Below are 24,525 nucleotides of genomic sequence, written 5' to 3'. Positions count from 1 at the left end.
TGTAGTTTAAAAGATTACTATTTTCCTTTTAGAAGTATTACAATATATTTTGATGACCATAAAATAAAAACAAGCAAAAAGAGTATAGCACTTAGATTTATAAAAAATAAATAATCAAATCCAAAATTTATACTATACGCTGTAAATAGTCTCAAGAATACAACTACTTGAAAAACAAGATATAAAATAACTGTAAATCTATTGGCAGTTGGAATGGCTCCTGAATGACCTAAGGTAACCCTTGTCCCAAATCCTAGTAAAATAGTACAAAAATATCCTAAAGCAAAAATATGAATAATACTTTGTTCAAAAACAATTGAATTATCAAAGATATTTATTAGTGATTGCATAATTGAAAGAAAAAATCCAATTGGAATCCAATATAAAGAGATATATAAAATCCACATGATAGAACTTACTTTTTTAAGAGAAAGTTTCCATTTTATTAGCTCTTTTGTAAATATTATAAAAAGAGGAATATCACTAATTAGATTATAAGGATTTGGTAAAAAAGTTAAAATAAGCACTTTCAAAACTAAAAGAGCAAACACGGTTTCTAAGATATATTTTGATTTATTTATTACATATCCTTCAATTTTAGCTGAAGAAAAAAATGGAACCATTCTTTGAGCAATAGAAAAAATAAGCATAAAAATAAAAAGATAAAATCCACTATTTATAGATAATTGTCGTAATACACTTGCATAAGATAAGGGAATAAAAGAAATAATAAATAGTAAATTTGCCCCAAGCCCACAAGCAAATGATATAAGTACCCATAAAGTATCTTTTTTAATTTTTATAGTTGATTTTATATGAATATTATATAAAATTTTAAAACTACTCAATTGAATACAAAAAAGAAAAAATATTGAAAAAATATTGAAAACTTCACTTGTAAATATCGATATAAAAAATAGTAAAGAACCAATAAAATATAAAATAGCTTGTTTGGAATAAACTTCTTTTTTAATATCTGCTTGCATTAAAAATTTTGGAAATACAACAAATAAGAAACCTAAAAAAAGTTGAATAAATACTACAAAAAGTAAAGCATATGCATGAAATACTAATAAAGGTACTTTTATAGTAACAAGATTTGAATAATTTAAAAAAATAGTTAAAACAAAAAGTAATAAAAAAAGAATCCCATTTGTAAAAAATGGTTGGTGGGGTTGAGATATAAACTTGTTATACCAGTTTTTCATAATACAATCTCCTAAAGTTAATTAAGAGATTGTATGAGATTTTTTAACTTAATTCATTGATTAATGACAAGTTCCACAACAAGAAGTTTCTGTAACTTCTTTTACCGCATTAAGTGCTGCTTCATAATTTGGTTCATCACTTATATCTTCACAAATTTCTTTATGTCTTACAATTCCATTTGCATCAATTACAAATACTGCTCTACAAGTGATTCCAGCTAATGGACCATCACCTATTAATACACCATAAGCATTTGCCAAATCTTTATTTCTAAAATCAGATGCAACTTTTAAGTTTTCTATTCCTTCAGTTGTACAAAATCTTCCCATTGCAAATGGTAAATCCATAGAAACAACTACCGCTTCTGCTTCAGTTTCTACAGCTTCTTCATTGAATTTTCTAGTTTCTGCTGCACATACAGGAGTATCTAGTGATGGAACAATAATTAAGATTTGTGCTTTATTACCAACTTCAATATCTTTTAAATCTTGTCCAACAACATTAACAACTGGAGCTTTATCACCAACATTTACTTCATTACCTAACAAATTTATTATATTACCTTGTAATTTTGTTGTTGCCATATTAATCCTTCTTTAAATTTCTAATGTAATTATATTTAAATAGGATAAAATTTATCTTAATTAAAAATTTGAAATCATATTTAATTTTTTATTTTACCTGTATATAATTATCTTCTAATCTAATCTTTTCTTTTGATATCAATTCTGTAAGTGCTGCTTTAAAAGCTTTTTTGCTCATAGCAAAGGCTTTCATTATATCTTCTGCTTCACTTTTATATGTAAAGTTTATTTTTCCATTATTTTCTTTTAAAACTTCTAAAACTTTTTGGGAATTGTCACCAGATTTTTTTTGACCAATCTTTTGTAAAGATAAATCTAGTTTACCATCATCTCTTATATTTTTAATATAAGCCTTTTTTAAATCACCAATATTAGTATTTTCAAAAATTTCTGTATGAAAAATCATTCCTTCATATAAGTTATTTACTATTACTTTATATCCTAATGGAGTTTTTGAAAATAAAAGAATCATAACCTCATCATTTTTTTCTAAGCCAACTATATCTTTTGATAAAAACTGAGTAAACTTTTCTGTTGCAATTAGTCTTTGTGTTTTTTCATCTTCAATCACTCTTAAAACTTTTCTAGCTCCAACATTAAAAGTTGAAGTTTGTCTATTTATTGGTACAAGTAAATCTTTTGGAAGTCCAATATCAACAAAAGCTCCAAATTTAGCAGTATCAACAACTTCTAAGCAAGCATATTCATTTTTCATGGCATATGGCTTTAATGTAGTTGCTACTAATCTATCTTCTGAATCTGTATATATAAATACATCTACTAGTGTTCCTATTTCCATATCACTTCTTATATATGCATTTGGCAATAGTACAACTTCTTCATCTAAAGCTTCTAAATATATTCCAGGTTCTGTTAATCTATTTACTTTTAGAGTATTCATTACTCCAAGTTCTATTTTTTCATTTAATTTAGTCATTCCGTCTCTTTGTTAATTTATATTTATTATACCAAAATTATTTAATTTAAAATATCTTTTATCTTAAGCCAAGCAAGTCCTATGTATTCGTGAATAGCAATACTGACTTTTCTTAAGTCATTTACACTCAAATAACTATTAGAAGTTTGCTCTTTTACTGTAAAATCTGTAGGTACAGCTATAGGATTTAAGCCTTGCATTTGAAATATTTTCATTGCTCTTGGCATATGGTAAGCACTTGTTACTAAAATAAAAGGCTTATTATTTAAAAGTTTTTTTATTGACTTTGCTTCTTCAATAGTATCTTTTGGTTTTTCTTGCATGATAATTCTATTTTCCTTTATACCCAAACTTATTAACTCATTTTTGGCATATAAAGCATCTGAAATCATCATTTTTCCTGCATATCCTGAGGTTATAATTTTGGCATCTTTTAATTTTAGACTTAATTTAATTACCTCATAAGCTCTTGATTCAAAATCTCCACCTAATAATAAAATATATTCTACTTTAGAGATATCAACATTTTTTTGGTTTTTATATTGATTTTCTAAAGGTGATATTAAAAAATTAGAAAATAAAGAATTTGAAATCAAAAATATAAAAATCAAACCTACAAATAAAATCGATTTTGCTTTTTTATAATTATTAAAAAGCAAAAATATAAATGCTAATAATAAAACCAAAAATCCAAAAGTAAAAGGTTCTAAAAAAAATGAAATAAATTTTTTCAAACTAAATAACAATACTCTCTCCTATTACAAAAGAAGCATAACCTACAACTTTTGATTTATCTTTTGTTACATCAAAGCTTGTTTTATAATCTAAAAACTTCACTTTATAATCAAACTCTTTTGCTGTTATTAAAAGTGCTTTAACACCCTCTTTCCCACAAGCTTCGCAACCCTTAGTTAACTTATCTAAATCTTGATTTTTGATAGCTTCAATACAAATTTCATCTAAGATATTTGCTTCAGTTAAAGTATAAAAATGACTTAAATCTGTACTTATTACAAGAAAATTATCTTTGTCTTTTAAAAGTTCCGTAATTAATAAAGATAAGTCTTTAGCATCTATTTTGCCATATACTATTTCTAAAACTTCTGAGTTAAAATAATTTTTAATAAAAGGCATTTGAGTTTCAGTTGAGTGTTCCATGTGAGCATTTTCGTCAAAATCTAAAAAATCATATTTTTCAATTAATTTCAAGCAAAATTCTTTATCAATATGTAAATCGCCTAAAGGGGTTTCATAAGAATCAAAAATACTAAGAGAGGCCCCTTTTAAATAATATCTATGGGAAGGCCCAATAACTATTACTCTTTTGGGTTTCTTTTCTTTACTTAAATTATATGCCATATTTGCAACACTTCCTGAATAGATATATCCAGCATGGGGTACAATAATAGCTCTTGGGCTAATATCTAAGTTGATTTTTTCTTCATTTAAAGTGAAAATTTCAAAATATTTTAAAAGTCTTTTTTTATCATCAGGATAAAAAGTACCAGAAAAATTCATTTTGTTTTTTATCATTTTACCTTTTCTACTTGATATGTATAAATATCAGGGAAGTGAGTAAGTGAACCAATATCTAATCCAGCTTTTAAGCTAAGATTCTCAAAAAATTCATCAAAAGTTGGTAACTCTTCCCAAACTTGAGGTAAAAATGTTGCTTGATTTTGTTCTTGCTTTAAAATAACACCATCGATATTTGGTCTGATTTTTTCTTTTAATTCTTCTATTGAATCATAAATTACAATTTTAGGAATACTTAAAAGTGAAATTTCTATTTGTACACTTTCAAACTCTTTTTTTGATAGGGGTTGAAATCTAAAATCCCTAAAAGCTGCATTTTGAGCATTTACAATTATATCATCTATTAATTTCCGGGTAGGAAATAAAGAACCAATACACCCTCTTAATCTTCCGTCAGAATAAAGCGTCACAAAACAGGCTCTTTGTTCATTCAATAAATCAAAACTTGCTTCTAAATCAACCCTATCAATCTTTGACTTATCAAAAAGTTCTTCTTCAATCGCATCTTTTGCTATTTCTAAAATTATGGAATTAGACATTATTACCCCTTATCGTATCAACTCTTCTATTACATTAATAAATTCATCACTATCATTTACACAACTAACTACTTTATACTCATTTATTCCTAATTCTTTTGCTATTTCTTCATACTCAATATGAAGTTCAAACATAGTTTCAGAATTATCCACTATAAAAGCAATTGGATAAATAAGTACATTTTTATCTTTTAACTCTTTTAATCTATCTTCTAAAGATGGAGTTAGCCATTTTAATGGTCCTACTTTAGATTGATATGCTAATGAAATTGATTCAAATTCTACTTTTTTATTTTTTAATATTTCAGATAAAATTTTTACATGCTCATTAACTTGTTTTTCATATGGATCTCCAGCATCTACTATTTTTTGTGGTAATCCATGTGCTGAAAAAATCAAATTGTATAACTTTGTATCTTCAACACTACTTATTATGTCATTTGTAACTTTATCATTAAATTTTTCATTTTTATAAAAAGGTTCTATTACTCTTACTTTAAAATCGTCCTTTGCTATATCCATAAAATCTTCCACAGAAGACTTTGTAGTTGTAGTTGAGTATTGAGGGTATAAAGGTAAAAGTACAACTTCTTCTATGCCTTTTTGTTTTAATTGCTGTACACATTTAGCAGCAAAAGGAGGAGTGTATCGCATCACTTGAAATACTTCAAAATCTTCAAAAGTTCTATTTAATTTGGCAACTAAATCTTCAGTTAGTTTATTAATAGGAGAAGAACCACCAATAGCTTCATAGTTTTTCCAAGCAGAATTTTTTCTACTTAAAACAATCATTGTAGCTATAAAAGATCTTAAAATATCACTTTTTACAGTAATAATATTTTTATCATTAAACATGTTTCGTAAAAACATCTCTAATTCATCTTTATCCCTTGGCCCACCCATATTTAAAAGAACTAAGGCTTTTTTATTTTCATTCATAAGTATCCAATTTTATTATTTCATCACTACACCAAGATGCTAAATGCATATCATGAGTTATTAGAAGTATTCCATAATTAGGCAAAAATTTCAATACCAATTTCATAACATCAAGGGCAATTATGTTATCTAAAGCAGAAGTTGCTTCATCAACTAACAAAAGATCTGGTTTCATTAAAAGTGCCCGAAGTATTGAACATCTTTGAAGTTGTCCTCCACTTAATTTATCTGGTTTATTTAATATCAAGTCATAATCTAAACTTAATTCATCTAATAAAGAATTTAATTCCTCTTTATTTATATTAGGAACTACATCATTTATTTGCTCAAGTATTGAATATGTAGGATGAAAGGAGCTATAAGGGTCTTGATAAATTGAAGCTATTTTAGATGAGATTATATGCCCTTTTAAAGGCTTTAGTGATTTTGTAATTAGTTCAAAAAGGGTACTTTTACCACTTCCACTAGCACCAACTATTGATTTAACTTCTGATTTTTTTAAATTTAAGGAAAAATTATTATAAATTAATTTGTCTTTTTTATATCCAAAATTTAACTCTTTTATTTGAAGAACAAACTCATTATTATCCATTTTATACCCAATATTAATAATTTATTAACTATATTATAAATAGACTTTATATAAAGTTATTTAACAAAAAATCTAAGCTAATAAAAAGAAATTATAGGTAAAATTAAGCTTCAAATTTCAAGGAGAACAAATGAAAAAAATAGTTTTAGGAACAGTGATTGCTGCAGCATCACTTTTTGCAGCTGCAAATACAACTGCATGTGCTGGATGCCATGGTGCAAACTTTGAGAAATCTGCTTTAGGAAAATCTCAAATTATTAAAGGTTGGCCTGCTGCAAAAGTTGAGGAAGCTTTAAAAGGTTATAAAGCTGGAACTTATGGTGGTGCTATGAAAGGTGTTATGAAAGGTCAAGTTGCAAGACTTTCTGATGCTGACATAAAAGAAATCGCTGAAAAAATTTCTAAATTATAATCATTGTTTACAACTTCTTAAAGTAAGTCAATTTTTTGGCTTACTTTTTTTTTGCTCTTCTTTATCTTTCTCTTTTTTATTTTCTCTAGTAATCGCATCATTTAAATCTTCTTGTGAGTCAAAAAGCAATCCATCCATCATTTTATTACTATCATCAAACTGTCCAGTTTTTGCACCCCAAATAAACATACCCAAAATTGCAAATGAAACAACTAATCCAACAACTAGCATCAACAAAAGTGTACTTCCTATCATCTATTTTCCTTTTATCCTAAGTGAGTTTGCAACAACTATTAATGAACTTAAACTCATCGATAATGCAGCAACTAGTGGCATTACAAATCCTGCCATGGCTAAAGGAATTGTAACTAAATTATATAATAAAGATATTGATAAATTTTGTTTTATAAATTTATATGTTTTTCTAGAAATAATAAAAGCTTGATTTAGGCTTTCTAAGGAGTTATTCAATAAAACGATATCTGATACAGCAATAGAAATATCAGCACCATTTCCCATAGCAATTGAAACATTTGCACTACTTAGTGCTACTGAATCATTAACTCCATCTCCTGCCATAACAACAGTATGACCTTGTTCTTTTAGCTTATTAATATATTTTGCTTTTTGTATTGGATTTATATTTGCAACAACAGTTTTAATTCCAACTTCTTTCGCAACATAATTTGCTACATTTTCATTATCACCAGTTAACATTATAACATCAATATTATTTTTTAAACAATCACTTACAAACTCTCTTGCAAAATCTTTTATTTCATCTTTTAATTCAAAAGTTGCAACTACTTTTTTATTTATAGCAAAAATATATACAGAATTTTGTGAATCAAATTTATATTTTACACCAAACTCTTCCATAAGTTTTTGGTTTCCACCAAGAATTTCAAACTCTTTATCTTCTAGGTTTTTATAAACTGCTTTCATACCTTTGGCTTGTAATGTTTTAACATTACTTAAGTTTTTCAAGCTCAAGTTTTTGTAGTGATTTTTTAAATACTCTTTTATTGAGCTACTAATTGGATGGGTTGAACTGTCTAATAAAGAGTACAATAAATCTAATTTGTGAATATTTTCATCTAAAATTTGCGCTTTTACAACAGATAATTTACCATTTGTAATTGTTCCTGTTTTGTCAACCACTAACTTTGTAGTTCGAGCTAACTCTTCAATAAATTTTGCTTCTTTAAAAAGTAAACCTTTTTTTGCTAACTCAGATATTCCAATTAAACTTGCAATTGGAGTAGCAAGTGCTAAAGCACAAGGACAAGCTATTACAATAACTGAAATTGCCACAATAAAAGATTTTTCAAAATGACTTACTCCATCATAATTAAAACCTAAATCAATACCAAAAAAATACCAAACTAAAAATGTAAGAATTGACAATGCCAAAATCATGACAGAAAAACCTTTTGATATCTCATTTGCTTTGTGCTCTATTTTTGGTTTTGAGGCAAGAGAATCTTCTAATAGTGTAACAATAGAGTTTAAAGTAGAATCTTTAAAAGTTTTTGTAACTCTATATTGGACGAGGGAATCTTGGTTTAGTGTTCCTGAAAAAATCACATCATTGGCTTTTTTATAAATAGGTAATGATTCTCCAGAAATTGATGACTCATCAAAAGAGCTCTCACCTTTTATAATTATTCCATCAACACTTGCTTTATCACCTGTTTTTAATTCTACTATATCACCTATTTGAATATCTTCCACAGATACTTCTACTTTTTTACCATCTTTTATAAGTGTTGTTTCTAAAGGTATTTGGCTTTTAATGGTATCAAGGGTATCAACTGCAGATTTTTTACCAAGTACCTCAAGATATTTACCAACTAATACAAAAGTAATAATCATACTAACAGAGTCAAAATAGCTCTCGCCTTTTAGTCCAAAAAGTATAAAAACTGAATAAATATATGTAAAAGTTGCCCCAGCACTTACTAGAAAATCCATATTTAAAATACGGTTTTTCAAGCCATAATAAGCACCTCTATAAAAAATCCACCCACTATAAAAAATTACAGGTGTAGATAATATAAACTCTCCTAAGTGAATTAAATGTCTAACTTCAGGAGTAATCCCTGTAAAAAATCCAGTATATTTTGCAACTGATAACATCATAATATTCATTGTTGCGAAAACTGCCACCATCATTCTAATAAAATAATCTCTTTTTGCTAATGATGCTTTTTCATCAGCTATTTTAGAATTATAAGCAAAGGCGTTATAACCTATACTTCTGATTTTTTCTATTATTTGAGATAAGGCTATTTTTTTACTATTCCAAACTATTTTTGCTTTATTATTTGTAAAATTAATACTTGCATCGATTATTCCATCTGTGTTGTATAAAACTTTTTCATTTAGCCAAATACAAGCTGCACAATGGATTCCCTCAATAATTAAATCAACTTTCTTATAACCATTTTCATCTTCTGTGACATAGATTTTTTCAAAACTTTGTGTATCAAATTTGTTTAAATCACTACTTACTTCTAAAGGAGGCTGAATAGTTTTATTTCCTAATTTATCATAAAATGAATCAAGATTTTGATCTTGCAAGAGATGATAGACTCCTTGACAGCCTTTACAACAAAAGTTTAATTCTTCTTCTTTTATCATCACACTGTCACTAAATTCTAAATGACAATGATTACACTTAACTTTTGACACTAATATTCCTAAAATTCAATTTTAACTTTCTTATTTAATTTAATTATGCTACTATTTAGATATAATTCAATTTATATTATATCTTATTAGTTTTGGAGTTTAGGTTAATGATTAATAATATTTCGATTTTAAAAAATATTACAATTTTATATGCAGAAGATGAAAAGTCTCTAAGAGACATAACTCTAAATATACTAAAAGGCTTTACAAATAAGCAATTTGTAGCAGAAAATGGGCTTGAGGGCTTAGATCTTTTTAAAAAACATGAAGAAGAAATCGATTTAATCATCACAGATGTTAATATGCCACAAATGAATGGCTTAGACATGATAAAAGAGATAAAAAAAATAAATCCAAATATTCCTATTATTGTAGCAACTGCTTTTTCAAATACAGAATATTTACTAGAGGCTATTGATATTGGAGTTGATAAATACATATTAAAACCAATTGATATGAAAAAACTTTTACAAGTGATGAGCCAATCATTACTTTATCATGAGTTAAAAGATTTATATGTTGATAAACTAACAAGATTACCAAATAGAAATAAGTTAAAAAAAGATTTAGATTTAACTGCTCAAGATTTAATGGCACTTATTAATATCGATAAATTTTCAACTATTAATGACCTTTTTGGTGAAGATAATGGAAATAAATTATTAATTCAATTTTCTATGATAATAAAACAATTCTTCTCTTCTGATGATTATAGAGTTTACAGAATAGAATCTGATAAATTTGCAGTTGTAGCAAAAGATTATGCAATGGATATCAAAGAGTTTGAAGTCCTTTGTGAAAAATTTGCAAATCATATTGAAGAAAATGCAATCTTTATTGACGAAAATGAGATTGACTTAAATGTTACTATTGGTATTGCTTGTGCTGATAATAAACTAGCTTACAAATACACAGAGAGAGTTATAAATTATGCTAGAAAAAGATTTGAACAAATATTAGTTTATGATAATTCTTTTAATATTCAAGAATCTTTTGAAGATAATATCAAGTGGGTAAAAGAAGTAAAAAAAGGTCTAAAAGAAGGCTTATTTGTAGCCTTTTATCAACCTATTGTAAATACCCAAACTCAAGAGATTTACAAATATGAAGCACTTATTAGATATATAAATGAACAAGGTGAAGTAATTGCACCTATTAAATTTTTAGACATAGCAAAAAAAGCAAAACTATATTCACATATTATAGAAATTATGCTTCTTGAAGCTATTAGTTTAATAAAAGAACAAAATAAAAGAGTTGCAGTTAATATCTCATTTGATGATATTACAAATACAAAAACAACTAAAAAAATATATGATACACTAGAAGAAAATAAAGAGTTCGTTCATCTTTTAGAATTTGAAATATTAGAATCTGAAGAGATAAATAACTTTGCTACAGTTACTACATTTATTGATAAAGTTAAATCTTTAGGTTGTAGTGTTGGAGTTGATGACTTTGGAGCTGGATATTCTAACTTTAATATGCTTACAAATTTAAATATAGATTTTGTAAAAATTGATGGTTCATTAATAAAAAATATTGATACTTCTAAAAACCAACAAATTATTGTTGAAACAATTGCTGATTTCTCTAAGAAATTTGGATTTAAAACTGTTGCAGAATTTGTATCATCAGAAGAAATTTATGAAAAAATCAAAGAGTTAAATATTGATTACTGCCAAGGTTATCACTTTGGAAAACCTGAAAGTAAAGATAAAATCTAATCTATCCAACTCTCAGGTAATTTAGGATCAAAAAGTTTACTTTTAATCCTAGCCGCATTAGCAATACTCACAAGTTCTTTACTAGCACTTTCTAAATCATCATTTATTATAAAATAATCATACTTTTGAAAATGTTTTATCTCTTCTTTTGCATTTTTTATTCTATTTTCAATAATTTCTTTACTATCTGTTGCTCTATTGTTTAATCTTTTTTCTAATTCACTTAAATTTGGTGTTGTAATAAAAACAGAAGTAATAATATTATTTAGTTTTTCTCTAGCTATATCGTGACCTTGAACATCAATATCAAAGATTGCTAACTTTCCTTCACTAACAGCTTTGGTTATAGGCTTTAAAGATGTTCCATAATAATTTCCATGAACTTCTGCCCATTCTAAGAAATAACCAGCTTCTATATCTTTTAAAAACTCTTCTTTACTAATAAAAAAGTAATCAACTCCATCTTTTTCTCCAACTCTTGGAGCTCTTGTAGTTGAAGAAATTGAAAAATAATAATCTTCAATATCTTTATATACTTCTTTTAATAAAGTTGATTTTCCACAACCACTAGGTCCTGATATGATTAGTATCGCACCTTTTTTTTCATTTACCAATTCTCTACCCTTACTTACTTATTGATAATTTTAAATCTACAATCTCACCTTGAGATAATCTATCTATTATTGATTGATTGCATTTAGTCAATAGTGGTCTTAATTCATCTATATTATATTTACTTAAGATCAATTCATACGGTTCTTTATGATCTAAATCGAACTCATACTCTTTTACTTCACCTAAGGCATCATCAATAATTTGAGAAAGATCTTTCCAATCAGTTTCACTCATTTCTGATTCATCTGCGAACTCTTTTTCAAATCTCTTTTGTAAATTATCATCATTTAAAATACTATTAATTTTCCCAAGTTCACCAACATCTAAAATCCCACCTGATTTAAGCGCTGCAATTGAGATAATACTCTCATCACTCTCATCTTCAATATCATATGCAATATCGTCTGCTAAGGTCTCTATGTATTCAGAAACATCATCAGCTTCATTATGTGAATATTTATTTTTATTTTCTCTTTCTTCTTTAGCTTCTTCATTAATTATTGAAATTTGTTCATTTAAAATTGAAAATAAATCATGTGGTAAAAAAGGTCTTGAAATTAAAAAATCTCTTGATTTATCAAAGGGTAATTCTTCATTTGAGATTGCACCAATTTTCGAAGTAAATTGTTTAATGATATTAAATTTATCATCTATTAAATCTTGATCAACAATTACAAAATCATAATTTTTACTAACATTTGAACTCTCTTGAACAAAAAGTCTTATATCAAGTTTTGTACATATCAAATCAAAAATTTTGACAATCATATTTGTTTTTGTTATCAACAATAAAGTCACTTAATCTCCTGTAGTTCCAAATCAACTAGTTTATAAACCTTGTCGCACTTAAAAGCAATATCTTCTTCATGTGTTACAAGAACTAATCCAGCATTATTAGACTTTATATATTCAAATAAAGTATTCATTACATCATGTGCAGTATCTTTATCTAAATTTCCTGTTGGTTCATCAGCAAAAATTATTTTTGGTTTTTTTGTTAAAACCCTAGCAATAGATAATCTTTGCTGTTGACCACCACTTAATTCACCAATACCTTGATGCAAGACATGATTTATATCTAAACTTTCTAAAAGTTTTTCATCTACAACTTGATTACTTAAAAATTGAGCAATTTGTAAGTTTTCATTTGCAGTAAAACCTCTAAAAAGATAATGTGCTTGAAATATTATACCAAAATCTTCTCTTCTTATGTTTAAAAGCTTTTTATTCTTTATTGTATAAATGTTTTGATTTTGGAAAATTACTTCACCTTGAAATGGCTTTAAAAGTGATGAGATAATATTGAGCAGAGTTGATTTTCCACTTCCACTTTTTCCAATAATAGCAATTGATTCTTTTTCATTTAATGAGAGATTTATATTATTAAAAAGTTCATAATCAAATTTATGAGAGATATTTTTTGCTTGTAGTATAGGCTGGTCGTTCATTTTTCTCCAGTCTTAGATAAAAAGAGGTAGAAACCTCTTTTTAGTAATTTCTTAATAATTTTTATTAAGCCATTTGAGCAGCAACTTCAGCTGCGAAATCTTCTTCTTTTTTCTCGATACCTTCACCAAGTTCAAATCTTACATATTCAACGATTTCGATTGACTCATCACAAGCTTTGATAGCTTGCTCAACTGTCATTGAATCATCCATAACATAAGTTTGAGATAATAAAGCATAAGTTTTATCTAATTGAGTATTATCTTCAATCCATCTAGCAATTTTACCTTTAACGATGTTTCCAATAATTTTTTCAGGTTTACCCTCTGCAATTAATTCTTCTTTCATTTTAGCTTCAGCAGCTGCAATAGCTTCATCAGTTAATTGAACTTGAGAAACAAATTCAGGAATATTTTTTAATGGTTTTCCAAGTCTTACTAATTCTTCATTTAATTTTTCAATATCAGCAATAATTGCTTTGTTTTCAGATTCAATAAAATCAGCATCTAAATCTTTATAAGAAATAACTGTTGGTTTCATAGAAGCTGCATGCATAGCAACTTTTTTTAATATATCTTTAGTTTTATCTTTTGCACTATCAGCACAAGTAGCAGCTAACATAACTCCAACTTTACCTAAGTGAACATAACCATTAACAACACCATTATCAGAAGATATTGTTGCCATTTTTCTAGTAACAATGTTTTCACCGATTGTTGCAATTTTACCATTTAAATACTCTTCAAAGTTTACACCATTGATAGTAGTTTTTAATAATTCTTCTTTCTCAGAACAACCCTCAGCTTGTACATGAGCAGTAACTTCGTTTGTTAAAGCAATGAATTGATCATTTTTAGCAACAAAGTCAGTTTGAGAATTGATTTCTACCATAGTAGCTTTTGTAGAATCATCATTTACTAAAATAGTAATTAATCCTTCTGCTGCTACATTTCCAGCTTTTTTAGCAGCTTTTGCTAAACCAGATTCTCTTAAGTATTTCATAGCTTCATCTAAGTTACCATCACACTCATTTAAAGCAGTTTTACAATCAAGCATACCTGCACCAGATTTTTCTCTTAATTCTTTAATTAATTTAGGAGTTGCGCCAGCCATCTTATACTTCCTCTGTTTCTACTACTTCTGTTTCACCTTCAGCAACTGCTTCTGCAACTACTTCAGCAACTTCTTCACTTGATGCAGGTTCAGCGTCTTCTACAACTTCACCATTTGCTTCTGCATATGCTGCTTTACCTTCATTCATAGCTGCAGCCATTTCGTTACAAAATAATTGAATTGATCTAATCGCATCATCATTTCCTGGAATTGGCCAATCAACTACATCTGGGTCACAGTTTGTATCTAAAGGAGCAACAACTGTAATTCCTAATCTTCTAGCTTCTGCAATAGCAATTTTTTCTTTAACTGCATCAAGTACAAACATCATATCAGGTAATTTAGTCATATCTTTGATACCACCAAGATATAATTCTAATTTTTCTTCTTTTCTTGAAAGCATTAAAGCTTCTTTTTTAGTTAAAAGATCTAGTTGACCTTCTTCTCTCATTTTTTTAATAATTTCTAATTTTCTAATTGATTTTTTAATTGTTCCGTAGTTTGTTAACATCCCACCTAACCATCTATGGTTAACATAAGGCATACCACAAGAGATAGCAGCATCTTTAACCGCTTGACTAGCTTGTTTTTTAGTACCAACAAACATCATTGTTTGACCTTCAGCAGCAGCATCTCTAATAAGAGTATATGTATATCTGAAGTATCTTAAAGTTTTTTGTAAATCTATAATATAGATATTTTTTCTTACACCAAAAATATATTTTTTCATTTTTGGATTCCATCTTCTCGTTTGGTGTCCGAAGTGTACACCACATTCTAATAGGTCTTTCATTGTAACCATGTTTTTTCCTTGTTTATGTTTTATTTGGGTTTAGCCTCTGTGCCCCTTAATGTTTTCACACAACCCAGACCAGGATTGACACATGTGAGGTTTCTATTTAAAATAGAACCGTGATTTTATCTAAGTAAACTTTAATATTTTATTAAATCATTTTCGATAAAATCTGCGAATGATTTAAAAAGGAAATTTTAAATGGATTATATGAATAAGATAAATGAGATTAGAAGTGAGTTGTCAAAATCAATAATTGGGCAACAAGATATGATAGATGCCTTACTTATTGCACTTTTATGTGATGGACATGTTTTACTTGAAGGAGTTCCAGGACTTGCGAAAACCACTGCTGTAAAAGCCTTGTCTAAGTGTTTAAGTCTAAACTTTAAAAGGGTTCAATTTACACCTGATTTAATACCATCAGATATTATTGGGGCTCAAATATTTAATATGAAAACAGCTGAGTTTAGTATAAAAAAAGGTCCTATCTTTACAAACTTACTTTTAGCAGATGAGATTAATAGAGCTCCTGCAAAAGTGCAATCAGCCCTATTAGAAGTTATGCAAGAAAAACAAGTGACAATTGCAGATGAAACATACTCTTTGGAACTTCCATTTTTAGTTCTTGCTACTCAAAATCCAATCGAATCACAAGGAGCTTATGAACTTCCTGAAGCTCAACTTGATAGATTTATGTTTAAGATTTTGCTTAATTATAATTCAAAAGAACAAGAGTATGAAATAGCTAAAAGTGTAACTTTAAACTCCTTTGAAACTCCAAATAAAGTAGCTTCTCATGAAGATTTAATTGAATTAAAAAAAGCCGTGGTGAATGTACATATAGATGAAGAACTTGAAAAATATATAGTAAATCTTATTTTTGCAACAAGAGAACCTGAAAATTATGGTTTACAAGAGATTAAAGATTATATTCAATTTGGTGCAAGTCCAAGGGCAACAATAGATATGTTTAAAGCTGCTAAAGCAAAAGCTTTTATAAGAGGTAATGACCATGTTACTCCAATAGATATTGCTTTAGTATTTAAAGATATAGTAAGACATAGAATTGTTTTATCTTATGAAGCACAAGCTATGGATATTACTAGTGATTATATTTTACAAAAAGTAATTCAAAAAGTTGAAATTCCATAAGATATGAATAAAAATTTAAAAAAGATTTTAATCAAAACAAAAAAACAAGTCTTTACAGAAATTTCTGGAAATAATAGTTCAAGCCTAAAAGGTGAAGGTTATGATTTTTTAGAATTAAGAGAATATGAGTTTGGTGAAGATATTAAAAATATTGACTGGACGATAAGTGCTAAAATGAACACTCCATATGTGAAAGTTTTCCATGCACAAAAAGAGCTAAATATTAATATATTACCAATTCTAAATGGGAGTATGATTTTTGGAACTAAGAAAATAAAACAAGATTTAGTAACTGAAGTTTGTTCACTCTTAGCATTTTCTAGTATAAAACAAGGGGATCCATTCTCCTCTTTTATAGTAAATGAAAAGTTTCAAAATATCACAAAAAGAAGTAAAAAACTTGCAAGTGTAGCAAGTATGAGTGAGCAAATATTTAATTATAATCCAATAGGAAAAGAGATTGACTATAAACTTTTATGTAATGAATCATTTAAATTAATAAAAATGAAATCAATCTTATTTTTAATTGGAGATTTCATTGGAATTGAAGGTTTTGATTTAAAACTATTATCACAAAAGCACGAAGTATTTGTAATAATCATTAGAGATATTTTTGAAGAAAATCCACAAGAATTAGGAAATATAAGTTTAGTTGATACAAATAATGGATTAAAATTTGAAGGGATTATTGATAAATACTCAATCAAGGATTATAAAGCATATATCAAAAAAAATGACCATGATTTATTTTATCATTTACAAAAGTGTAATGTAAGATTTACAAAAATATATACCCACGAAGAACCAGCTTCAAAAATAATTACATTGGTGAGCAAATGAATGAATTAAAAATAAATGATATAAAAGATTTAGTAAGTATTCCTGATATCTCTTTTTATATTTTAATATTTCTTATTGTTTTAGGTACAGTTATTATTGGATTTGTAGGATATTTAATTTATAGATTTTTTAAAAATAAAAAGAATCCAAGAAAAAGATATTATGAAATAATTAAAAATCTTGATTTAAATGATACTAAAAATGCAGCATATCAAATAACTTTGTATGCAAGAAAACTAGCAAAAAATGAAAGAGAAATAAAAATATCAGAAGAGTTAATATCCCTATTAGAAGAATATAAATATAAAAAAGATGTAAAAAAATTCGAAAATGATATTTTACAAAAATATGAACTTTTTATGGAAACAATAGATGTTTAGTAATTTTTCTTTTGAATATCCGTGGGTTTTAGTCCTTATATTTGTTTTTATCTTTTGTGATATGTATTGTAAGGAAAAGAATTCCTCTTATTATTTTGTGCATCTTAAGATATTTAAACAACTAACTTATAGTACAAATGCTATTGTTTATGTATGTAAATATTTAACTATCATTTTAACTTTAATTGCCCTTGCCTCACCTGTTAAAATATTAAATAATCAGCTTTTAAAAAAAGAGGGTATTAATATTATCTTGGATTTGGATACAAGTGGTTCTATGAGAGAGCGAGGATTTAATCCTAATGATTTACAACAAAATAGATGGAATGTTGTAAATAATGTAGTTCAAGATTTTATTGAAAAAAGAGTAAATGATAATATTGGATTAGTAGTTTTTGGAAGTTCTGTATTAACAGCCTCACCTTTAAGCTTTGATAAAAATTCACAAAAAGAGATTATAAAATATATAGATATTGGAATTGTAGGTGAACAAACTGCAATGTTTGATTCCCTTGCAACTTCAATTAATATATTAAAAAACAGTAAAGCAAAATCAAATATTATTATTCTCTTAACAGATGGGGAAGATAACGCAAGTAAAATACCTCCTCAAATCGTACTAAAGCTTGCAAAGAAATATAAAATAAAAATATATACAATTGGTATTGGGGAATCAAATAGACAAATGTTAAGAACAATTGCCCAAGAAACTGAGGCAAAATCTTTTCTTGCTAACTCTAAAGATGATTTAATAGAAGTTTATAATACAATAAATAAATTAGAGAAATCAGATATTGATAAAAACACTTTAATCTTAAAAGATTACCTATTCTTTTACCCACTTTTTATAGGAATAATTTTTTTAATTTTTTATATTTACCTAAAAAATAGAGATTGACTTGATATTTAAATGATTTTTGCTTATAATAATAAAAATTACTAAAGAAGATAAATGAATAAAAAAGAATTAATTGACTTGTTAAAGAAGAGTTCAAAAGAGAGTTTAAATGAAACAAGCACAATTGAAGAAGAAATTCCAAAAGAAAAAACAACTACAAAAAAAATAAAAATTGAAAAAGAAGAAAAGAAAAAAAGTAGTTTTAGTTTTTTTTATATAATCCTTACCTTAATTATAATAGGTGCTTTTATATTCATAAATAAAAATAAAAATGCAAACAATGGAACAACTCCACTTACTTTTGATGATTTACCTTCTAATGTACAAGCTATTTATGTATCAAAAGACACCTTACAAAATAGTGTTCAAGCAAAAGAAGATGAGCTAAATATAAAAGTTAAGCACTTAAAAGAAGAGCTTTCTATTTTAAATGAAAAATTTGAATTAGCAAATATTGAAAAAAATGAAATAAGAGTAGATGCTCAAAAATATAGATCAAAAAAATATGATGCTACAGGTTGTTATGATGAACAAGAAGGTACTTTTGTTTTTTATCCTTCTTGTTTAGAAAGAATTAATAAATTTTTAGATGAAAACAAAGATGCAACTTCTTTTCAAATAATCCCTGTTACTGATGCAAAAGATAGACTTTATATAAATAATATAATTGAGAATATAAAAGATACAAAAATTGATAAAAAACCTTTAAAAGACTATTTAATGGAAGGATTATCAAGAAAACGAGTATTAGAAGCATCATGGCATGTTAAAAAAAGACTAGGGAAAGAAGCAATTATTACTTATGTAAATTATATTGCTGATACTGCTGATAAAAGAGGTTTTACTATAAGAGCTTATAGATAAGAGTTTATAACCTCTTTATCACTAAAAGGAAGCTTTTGGTCATAAATGATTTGATACTCTTCATCACCTTTTCCCAAAATTAAAATCACACTATTTTCTTCAAATAAATCTATAGCTTTTTTTATAGCAAGTTTTCTATTTATCTCAACTTCAACTTTTGATTTATCACTAATCCCTTCTAAGATATCATTAATAATTAAATCAGGATCTTCAAATCTTGGATTATCACTAGTTACTATAATGTGTTTTGCATAGTTTTGTGCAATTTTTCCCATAAGTGGACGCTTTTGTTTATCTCTATTTCCCCCTGCCCCAAAAACTACAATAATATCCTTGTGTCCAAAACTCTGTAATACCTCTTTCATTCCATCAGGTGTGTGAGCAAAATCAACAATAATATAAGGATTTAAACTAAGTGTTTCCATTCTTCCAGAAACTCCTGCAAAGTTCTCTACAGCTTCACAAATTTCATTTAATGACTTATTTGTAGTCATATGAACAGCAGCTATTGCAGCTGTTAAATTGTATATATTAAACAAACCCATCATCATAGAAGTAAAACTCTCTACTTTTTCAAAATTCTGTAAAGCAACATTCATCCCATCTTTAAATGAGTATGCCTGAACTTTATAAGTACTTGGAGAATCAAGACCATAAGTTAAACAATTTTTAGGATTAAATTTTGCTTTTTTTTCATCTTTATTTATAAGTTTTTTACTATCATCACTAAAAAAAGAGTTTTTTACATTTATATACTCTTCAATACTCTTATGATAATCAATATGATCTCTTGTAATATTTGTAAGAATTTTAAGCTCAAAATTTAAGCCCTCTATTCGTTTTTGCTCAATTGCGTGGGAACTAACTTCCATTACAAAAAAATCACAGCCATTTTCTATAGCTTTTTGAATGTGTGCAAAATTACCAAGTTGAACAGGAGTAGTTAAAGAATATTCTTCAACTCTTTGTTCATTAATAAAAAAGCCTCTTGTTCCTTGAAGAGCAACTTTATAACCCAAATCCAAAAGAATAGAATAAATAGCAGCTGCTGTTGTAGTTTTACCATTTGTTCCAGTTATTCCTATGATTTTAATGGATGAAAAGTCACAATGATTTTTTAAATCTTCAGCTTTTATAATCTCAACACAACCATTTTTTTTGGCATCATCAATGAATTTTTCATTTTGTTTGGAATAAATAAAGGCAGAATTTTTATCTGCCTCTTTAGAATTATCTGTATATGTTTTATTATTTATGTGAAGTTGCAATTTTTTTTTCTTCTAGCATTTTATATAGTTCTTCTATTTTTGAATCATATGCAAAATATTCATTAAACCCTTCAAGGTATGAATATGCAGTTGTGTTAAAATCATTTTCTATTAATTTTGTTACAAAATCAAAAAAATCATCTTTTGAATCAATTGCAACTTTAGTAGAAAACATTATGTCTTCAAAGGCTATTCTAAAAGAACCTCTTGATTCAATTAAAGTTTTAAAATCATCATATTTAATAGCATCCAAAGAGTCAACTGTAGAAGTAGTCAAATCTTTTAACATATCCATCATTTTATCAATATCCCCATCATATGCATCAATTACATTATGTACATAAGCGATGGCTTCATCAATATCTTTATCTTTTGCAACTGTAAAATAGTCAAATAATGATAATGCTTTATTTTCATCATCATTTGCAATATCACAAAATAGTGCATAAATTGGATACTCTTTATTGTATTTAAAAATCGATGATAATTGAGCGTAAATAAACATAGCTTTGTCAAATTCTTTATCTAAAAAATAGCTATTTGCATCATTTAATAATTTTTTTTCATTTACCATTACAACTCCTCTAATCTATTTTCCATACCAATTTCTACATTAATTATAATCAATTCAGGATGAATTGCAGCTTTTAATTCTTTTTCAACAACATATTTTAATGTACTTCCACTGGCACTGCAACCAACACATGCACCATTTAACTGCACAAATACCTTTCCATTTTTAACATCTAATAAAGACATAGCACCGCCATCTTGTGCAAGCATTGGTGCTATTTTACTATCAATTATATTTTTTACAACAGGAAATAAATCCTCATCACTAAATGGCATCATTGTTTAAACCTTTAATCTTCTATCTTTTTATTCTTTACAAAAAATATTCCAATAGCCATAAAAACTATTATTATAGCTATTGTTGTAAAAATTGTAAAAAGTGTTACTTCTTGTGTAAACATAAAAACTATCCTATAACTTCATCACATCTTGGGCAAAGTTCATCTTCACTTTGTGATTTAAATTTCCAACATCTAGGACATTTTGCATTTTTTGCTTTATATGCTTCAAAAAGTTTTCCATCAATTTCAAAACTGATTAATGCTTCTTCTTGTTTAGTACTTAAGATATCACTAACTAAGAACCAATCTTCAGCTTCAATAGCTTCTAAAGAAAGAACATCATCAGAATTTGTGTAAATATCAAGTTCCAATGTAGATTTTATTATTTTATCTTTTTTTAGTTTATCAACTGATTCAGAAAACTTCTCTTTAACTTTTATTAAATATTCTTCGTTAAGTTTACTTTCAACTTCAGGGAAGTCAAATTTATTTAAATCAAATACATCATTAACATCATCTTTTAAAATTGCTGGTGCATATTCTAATAATTCATCGACAGTATATGTAAGAATTGGTGCTAACACTAATAAAAGTTTTTTAGCAATCAATGCCATTGCACTTTGAGCTGCTGTTCTATGAACATCATTTTTATTATCACAATATAATCTATCTTTACAAATATCTAAATAAACACCAGATAAATCCACAACTAAAAAGTTATTTAATTTATTTAGTCCTTTTGAAAATTCATAAACACTAAATGAAGCATCAATTTCATCAAAAACTTTTTTTGATTTGCTCATAATCCATTTGTCTAAAACACCAAAATCTTTTACATCAATAATTGTTTCTAAATCACTAATATTAGCTAATAAAAATCTTGCGGTATTTCTTATTTTTCTATAAAGTTCTGCATTTTGTTTTAAAATATTATCAGAAATCTTTTGATCATTTTGATAATCACTCATTGCAACCCATAATCTAAGTATTTCAGAACCATACTGTTTCATGATTTTTGCAGGATCAATTACATTACCCTTAGACTTAGACATTTTTTCGCCTTTTTCATCCATAGTAAACCCATGAGTAACTAAAGCTTTATAAGGAGCAACTTCACTTGATGCTAAAGTAGTAAGTAAAGAAGATTGAAACCAACCTCTATGTTGATCACTTCCTTCTAAATATACATCAGCTGGAAATGTTCCTGCATCATAATTTCTCGATCTTAGTACTGCATTTTGAGTAGAACCAGAATCAAACCAAACATCTAAAATATCGACTGTTTTTTCTAAATCATCAGGATTTAGTCCACTACCTGGATATAATAATTCACTAATTTCTAAATCATACCAAGCATCACAACCTTTTTGTTCAAAAATCATTGCAGTGTAATTCATTACTTTTTCATCAAAAACAATCTCATCTGTTTTTTTATTTCTAAAAAAGGCAATTGGAACACCCCAATCTCTTTGTCTTGAAATACACCAATCAGGTCTTCCATCAAGCATTGATTTTAATCTATTTCTTCCCCACTCTGGGTAAAATTTAAGATTTTCCACTACATTTAAAGCATTTTCTCTTAAAGTTTTATTCTCTTTTCCATATTTATCATCTATTGATATAAACCATTGTTTTGTTGCTCTGAAAATAATAGGTGTATGTGTTCTCCAACAATGTGGATAAGAGTGTCTTATATCTACTCTTTTTAATAAAGCAGTACCTAATTCTTCAAGAATTAATTCATTTGCTTTAAATACATTTAGTCCTAAATATTTTTCAGTATCCCTAAATAGCTTTTCTCTAATTATTGTTTCATCATATTTTCCATATGCATCAACAGGCATAATAACTTCAAGGTCATAAATAAGCCCTACTTTGTAGTCATCTTCACCATGACCAGGTGCAGTATGAACAGCTCCTGAACCACTATCCATCATTACATGTTCACCTAAAATAATTTTAGATTTTCTATCATTTAATGGATTAATTGCAAAACTATTTTCCAAATCTTTTGGATTAATTGTTTCTACAACTTTTCCAGAAATCACTTCATTTTCTACAAGTGAATTATAAAGTTTTTTAGCAACTATAAATTTATCACTTGTAAGTACATACTCTTCTTCACCATTAAGTGAGATACCTGTATTTGCAGGAAGTGTCCAAGGAGTTGTAGTCCAAATAATTACACTTGCATCCATAGTTTCATGTTTAAATGCAACATAAATAGAAGGTGAAGTTTTATCTTCATATTCAACTTCAGCTTCAGCTAGTGCTGTTTGAGCAGCCCAAGACCAGTAAACAGGTTTAGATCTTTGTACTAATAAACCTTGTTTTGCAATAGCACAAAGCTCTCTATAAATATTTGCTTCAAATTTAAAATCCATAGTTAAATAAGGCTTATCCCAATCAGCAATAACCCCTAATTGTTTGAATTCTTCTCTTTGAATATCTACAAATTTTGCTGCATGATCTCTACACAATTGTCTTAATTTTGATTTAGGAAGTTCTTTTTTCTTAGTGCTTCCTATTTTTTCTTCAACTTTTTGTTCAATTGGTAGACCATGACAATCCCAACCCGGAACATATCTGATTGATTTTCCATCAAAATAATGAAATTTATTAATCATATCTTTTAAAATTTTATTTAGTGCATGACCTATGTGAATATGCCCATTTGCATATGGTGGTCCATCATGCAAAGTGAAAGATTGAGAACCTTTTCTATTATCTTTCATTCTGTCATAAACTTTTTGCTTATCCCATTTTTCATATCTTAATGGTTCGTTTTGAGGAAGATTCCCTCTCATTGGGAAATCTGTTTTTGGAAGTAATATACTATCTTTGTAATCCATTTTTATAATTACCTTATTTCTTAAAATTTGGTGATTATATCCAAAGATAATTTAATATAAAGTTATCATGACAAAAACAAGTTAAATAATCTTTTTAAAATTATTAGATATAAAATATCTTGTACAACAATTGTACGACATAGTCCACTTTCTATACAAAATACTTTATATAATGTTTCTAATGTACACAATTACAACAAAACTATAATCTATATAATGTTACTAAATAGAATATTTTTGTACTTGCCCATAAATTTACATTAAATTTCAGATTAATT

General features: G+C 27.1%; 26 protein-coding genes. 7 read left to right on the top strand and 19 right to left on the bottom strand.

Annotated elements, in window-relative coordinates:
- Positions 1–17 precede the first annotated feature (17 nt).
- The 8 genes from LXN10_RS10595 to LXN10_RS10560 form a co-directional block, all read right to left on the bottom strand.
- Complete coding sequence (locus LXN10_RS10595) at positions 18–1,208, bottom strand: NnrS family protein (RefSeq protein WP_375722988.1); 1,191 nt, start codon at positions 1,206–1,208, stop codon at positions 18–20.
- 60 nt (positions 1,209–1,268) lie between these two features.
- Positions 1,269–1,793, bottom strand: a complete 525-nt coding sequence (prx-suh, locus tag LXN10_RS10590; protein WP_375722987.1) for a thiol peroxidase Prx-SUH — start codon at positions 1,791–1,793, stop codon at positions 1,269–1,271.
- Positions 1,794–1,881: 88 nt separating this feature from the next.
- Positions 1,882–2,730: a CvfB family protein gene (locus LXN10_RS10585; RefSeq protein WP_375722986.1), complete on the bottom strand. Its 849-nt coding sequence runs from the start codon at positions 2,728–2,730 to the stop codon at positions 1,882–1,884.
- A gap of 41 nt (positions 2,731–2,771) precedes the next feature.
- Positions 2,772–3,476, bottom strand: coding sequence for a YdcF family protein (locus LXN10_RS10580; protein WP_375722985.1), 705 nt, complete (start codon positions 3,474–3,476; stop codon positions 2,772–2,774).
- Positions 3,466–4,263: an AmmeMemoRadiSam system protein B gene (gene amrB / locus LXN10_RS10575; protein WP_375722984.1), complete on the bottom strand. Its 798-nt coding sequence runs from the start codon at positions 4,261–4,263 to the stop codon at positions 3,466–3,468. Before amrB ends, LXN10_RS10580 begins: the two co-directional genes overlap by 11 nt.
- Complete coding sequence (amrA, locus tag LXN10_RS10570; protein WP_375722983.1) at positions 4,260–4,805, bottom strand: AmmeMemoRadiSam system protein A; 546 nt, start codon at positions 4,803–4,805, stop codon at positions 4,260–4,262. The genes amrB and amrA overlap by 4 nt, the downstream gene beginning before the upstream one ends.
- A gap of 9 nt (positions 4,806–4,814) precedes the next feature.
- A complete protein-coding gene (gene hemH, locus LXN10_RS10565; protein WP_375722982.1) occupies positions 4,815–5,744 on the bottom strand; it encodes a ferrochelatase in 930 nt (309 codons plus the stop codon).
- Positions 5,737–6,336 (bottom strand): ATP-binding cassette domain-containing protein, encoded by a 600-nt coding sequence (locus tag LXN10_RS10560; protein WP_375722981.1) that lies wholly within the window; start codon positions 6,334–6,336, stop codon positions 5,737–5,739. Before LXN10_RS10560 ends, hemH begins: the two co-directional genes overlap by 8 nt.
- Before the next feature lie 130 nt (positions 6,337–6,466).
- Here LXN10_RS10560 and LXN10_RS10555 point away from each other — a divergent pair, with 130 nt between their 5' ends.
- Entirely contained in the window at positions 6,467–6,748 is a 282-nt protein-coding gene (locus LXN10_RS10555; RefSeq protein WP_375722980.1) for a c-type cytochrome, read from the top strand.
- Between the two features lie 27 nt (positions 6,749–6,775).
- Here LXN10_RS10555 and ccoS read toward each other — a convergent pair whose 3' ends face one another.
- Together ccoS and LXN10_RS10545 are read right to left on the bottom strand one after the other, a co-directional pair.
- Entirely contained in the window at positions 6,776–7,003 is a 228-nt protein-coding gene (gene ccoS, locus LXN10_RS10550; RefSeq protein ID WP_375722979.1) for a cbb3-type cytochrome oxidase assembly protein CcoS, read from the bottom strand.
- Positions 7,004–9,442: a heavy metal translocating P-type ATPase gene (locus LXN10_RS10545; protein ID WP_375722978.1), complete on the bottom strand. Its 2,439-nt coding sequence runs from the start codon at positions 9,440–9,442 to the stop codon at positions 7,004–7,006.
- A gap of 107 nt (positions 9,443–9,549) precedes the next feature.
- Between LXN10_RS10545 and LXN10_RS10540 the strand changes: the two genes are divergently transcribed.
- On the top strand, positions 9,550–11,169 hold the full coding sequence (locus LXN10_RS10540) for an EAL domain-containing response regulator (protein ID WP_375722977.1): 1,620 nt from the start codon (positions 9,550–9,552) through the stop codon (positions 11,167–11,169).
- Here LXN10_RS10540 and gmk read toward each other — a convergent pair.
- The 5 genes from gmk to rpsB form a co-directional block, all read right to left on the bottom strand.
- Positions 11,166–11,783, bottom strand: coding sequence for a guanylate kinase (gene gmk / locus LXN10_RS10535; RefSeq protein ID WP_375722976.1), 618 nt, complete (start codon positions 11,781–11,783; stop codon positions 11,166–11,168). The two genes, LXN10_RS10540 and gmk, sit on opposite strands and share 4 nt — an antisense overlap.
- Positions 11,784–11,793: 10 nt before the next feature.
- Complete coding sequence (locus LXN10_RS10530; protein ID WP_375722975.1) at positions 11,794–12,582, bottom strand: hypothetical protein; 789 nt, start codon at positions 12,580–12,582, stop codon at positions 11,794–11,796.
- Positions 12,579–13,232, bottom strand: coding sequence for an ABC transporter ATP-binding protein (locus LXN10_RS10525; RefSeq protein ID WP_129100091.1), 654 nt, complete (start codon positions 13,230–13,232; stop codon positions 12,579–12,581). Before LXN10_RS10525 ends, LXN10_RS10530 begins: the two co-directional genes overlap by 4 nt.
- A 64-nt stretch (positions 13,233–13,296) precedes the next feature.
- Positions 13,297–14,343: a translation elongation factor Ts gene (gene tsf, locus LXN10_RS10520; RefSeq protein ID WP_375722974.1), complete on the bottom strand. Its 1,047-nt coding sequence runs from the start codon at positions 14,341–14,343 to the stop codon at positions 13,297–13,299.
- Between the two features lies 1 nt (position 14,344).
- Complete coding sequence (gene rpsB, locus LXN10_RS10515) at positions 14,345–15,145, bottom strand: 30S ribosomal protein S2 (protein ID WP_375722973.1); 801 nt, start codon at positions 15,143–15,145, stop codon at positions 14,345–14,347.
- A 192-nt stretch (positions 15,146–15,337) separates the two neighbouring features.
- Between rpsB and LXN10_RS10510 the strand changes: the two genes are divergently transcribed.
- Genes LXN10_RS10510 through LXN10_RS10490 form a run of 5 tightly spaced genes read left to right on the top strand, consistent with a single transcriptional unit; the run spans position 15,338 to position 19,273 of the window.
- Positions 15,338–16,291: an AAA family ATPase gene (locus tag LXN10_RS10510; protein WP_375722972.1), complete on the top strand. Its 954-nt coding sequence runs from the start codon at positions 15,338–15,340 to the stop codon at positions 16,289–16,291.
- A gap of 3 nt (positions 16,292–16,294) precedes the next feature.
- On the top strand, positions 16,295–17,131 hold the full coding sequence (locus tag LXN10_RS10505; protein ID WP_375722971.1) for a DUF58 domain-containing protein: 837 nt from the start codon (positions 16,295–16,297) through the stop codon (positions 17,129–17,131).
- Positions 17,128–17,511, top strand: a complete 384-nt coding sequence (locus LXN10_RS10500; protein WP_375722970.1) for a FeoB-associated Cys-rich membrane protein — start codon at positions 17,128–17,130, stop codon at positions 17,509–17,511. The genes LXN10_RS10505 and LXN10_RS10500 overlap by 4 nt, the downstream gene beginning before the upstream one ends.
- On the top strand, positions 17,504–18,409 hold the full coding sequence (locus tag LXN10_RS10495) for a VWA domain-containing protein (protein ID WP_375722969.1): 906 nt from the start codon (positions 17,504–17,506) through the stop codon (positions 18,407–18,409). The genes LXN10_RS10500 and LXN10_RS10495 overlap by 8 nt, the downstream gene beginning before the upstream one ends.
- Before the next feature lie 54 nt (positions 18,410–18,463).
- Complete coding sequence (locus tag LXN10_RS10490) at positions 18,464–19,273, top strand: hypothetical protein (RefSeq protein WP_375722968.1); 810 nt, start codon at positions 18,464–18,466, stop codon at positions 19,271–19,273.
- Here LXN10_RS10490 and LXN10_RS10485 read toward each other — a convergent pair.
- The 4 genes from LXN10_RS10485 to ileS form a co-directional block, all read right to left on the bottom strand.
- A complete protein-coding gene (locus LXN10_RS10485; protein ID WP_375722967.1) occupies positions 19,264–20,541 on the bottom strand; it encodes a UDP-N-acetylmuramoyl-L-alanyl-D-glutamate--2,6-diaminopimelate ligase in 1,278 nt (425 codons plus the stop codon). The genes LXN10_RS10490 and LXN10_RS10485 overlap by 10 nt on opposite strands.
- The gene (locus LXN10_RS10480; RefSeq protein ID WP_375722966.1) at positions 20,522–21,115 is read right to left on the bottom strand and encodes a hypothetical protein; all 594 of its coding nucleotides are present in this window, start codon (positions 21,113–21,115) and stop codon (positions 20,522–20,524) included. The genes LXN10_RS10485 and LXN10_RS10480 overlap by 20 nt, the downstream gene beginning before the upstream one ends.
- Positions 21,115–21,393, bottom strand: coding sequence for a NifU family protein (locus LXN10_RS10475; protein WP_375722965.1), 279 nt, complete (start codon positions 21,391–21,393; stop codon positions 21,115–21,117). Before LXN10_RS10475 ends, LXN10_RS10480 begins: the two co-directional genes overlap by 1 nt.
- 127 nt (positions 21,394–21,520) lie before the next feature.
- Complete coding sequence (gene ileS / locus LXN10_RS10470; RefSeq protein ID WP_375722964.1) at positions 21,521–24,247, bottom strand: isoleucine--tRNA ligase; 2,727 nt, start codon at positions 24,245–24,247, stop codon at positions 21,521–21,523.
- Positions 24,248–24,525: the final 278 nt, after the last annotated feature.

The sequence above is a fragment of the Arcobacter iocasae genome, assembly GCF_042214795.1.
Lineage (GTDB): Bacteria > Campylobacterota > Campylobacteria > Campylobacterales > Arcobacteraceae > Arcobacter > Arcobacter iocasae.
The sequence above is the reverse complement of the archived record's forward strand: the minus strand, read 5'-3'. Positions and strand labels throughout refer to the sequence as shown.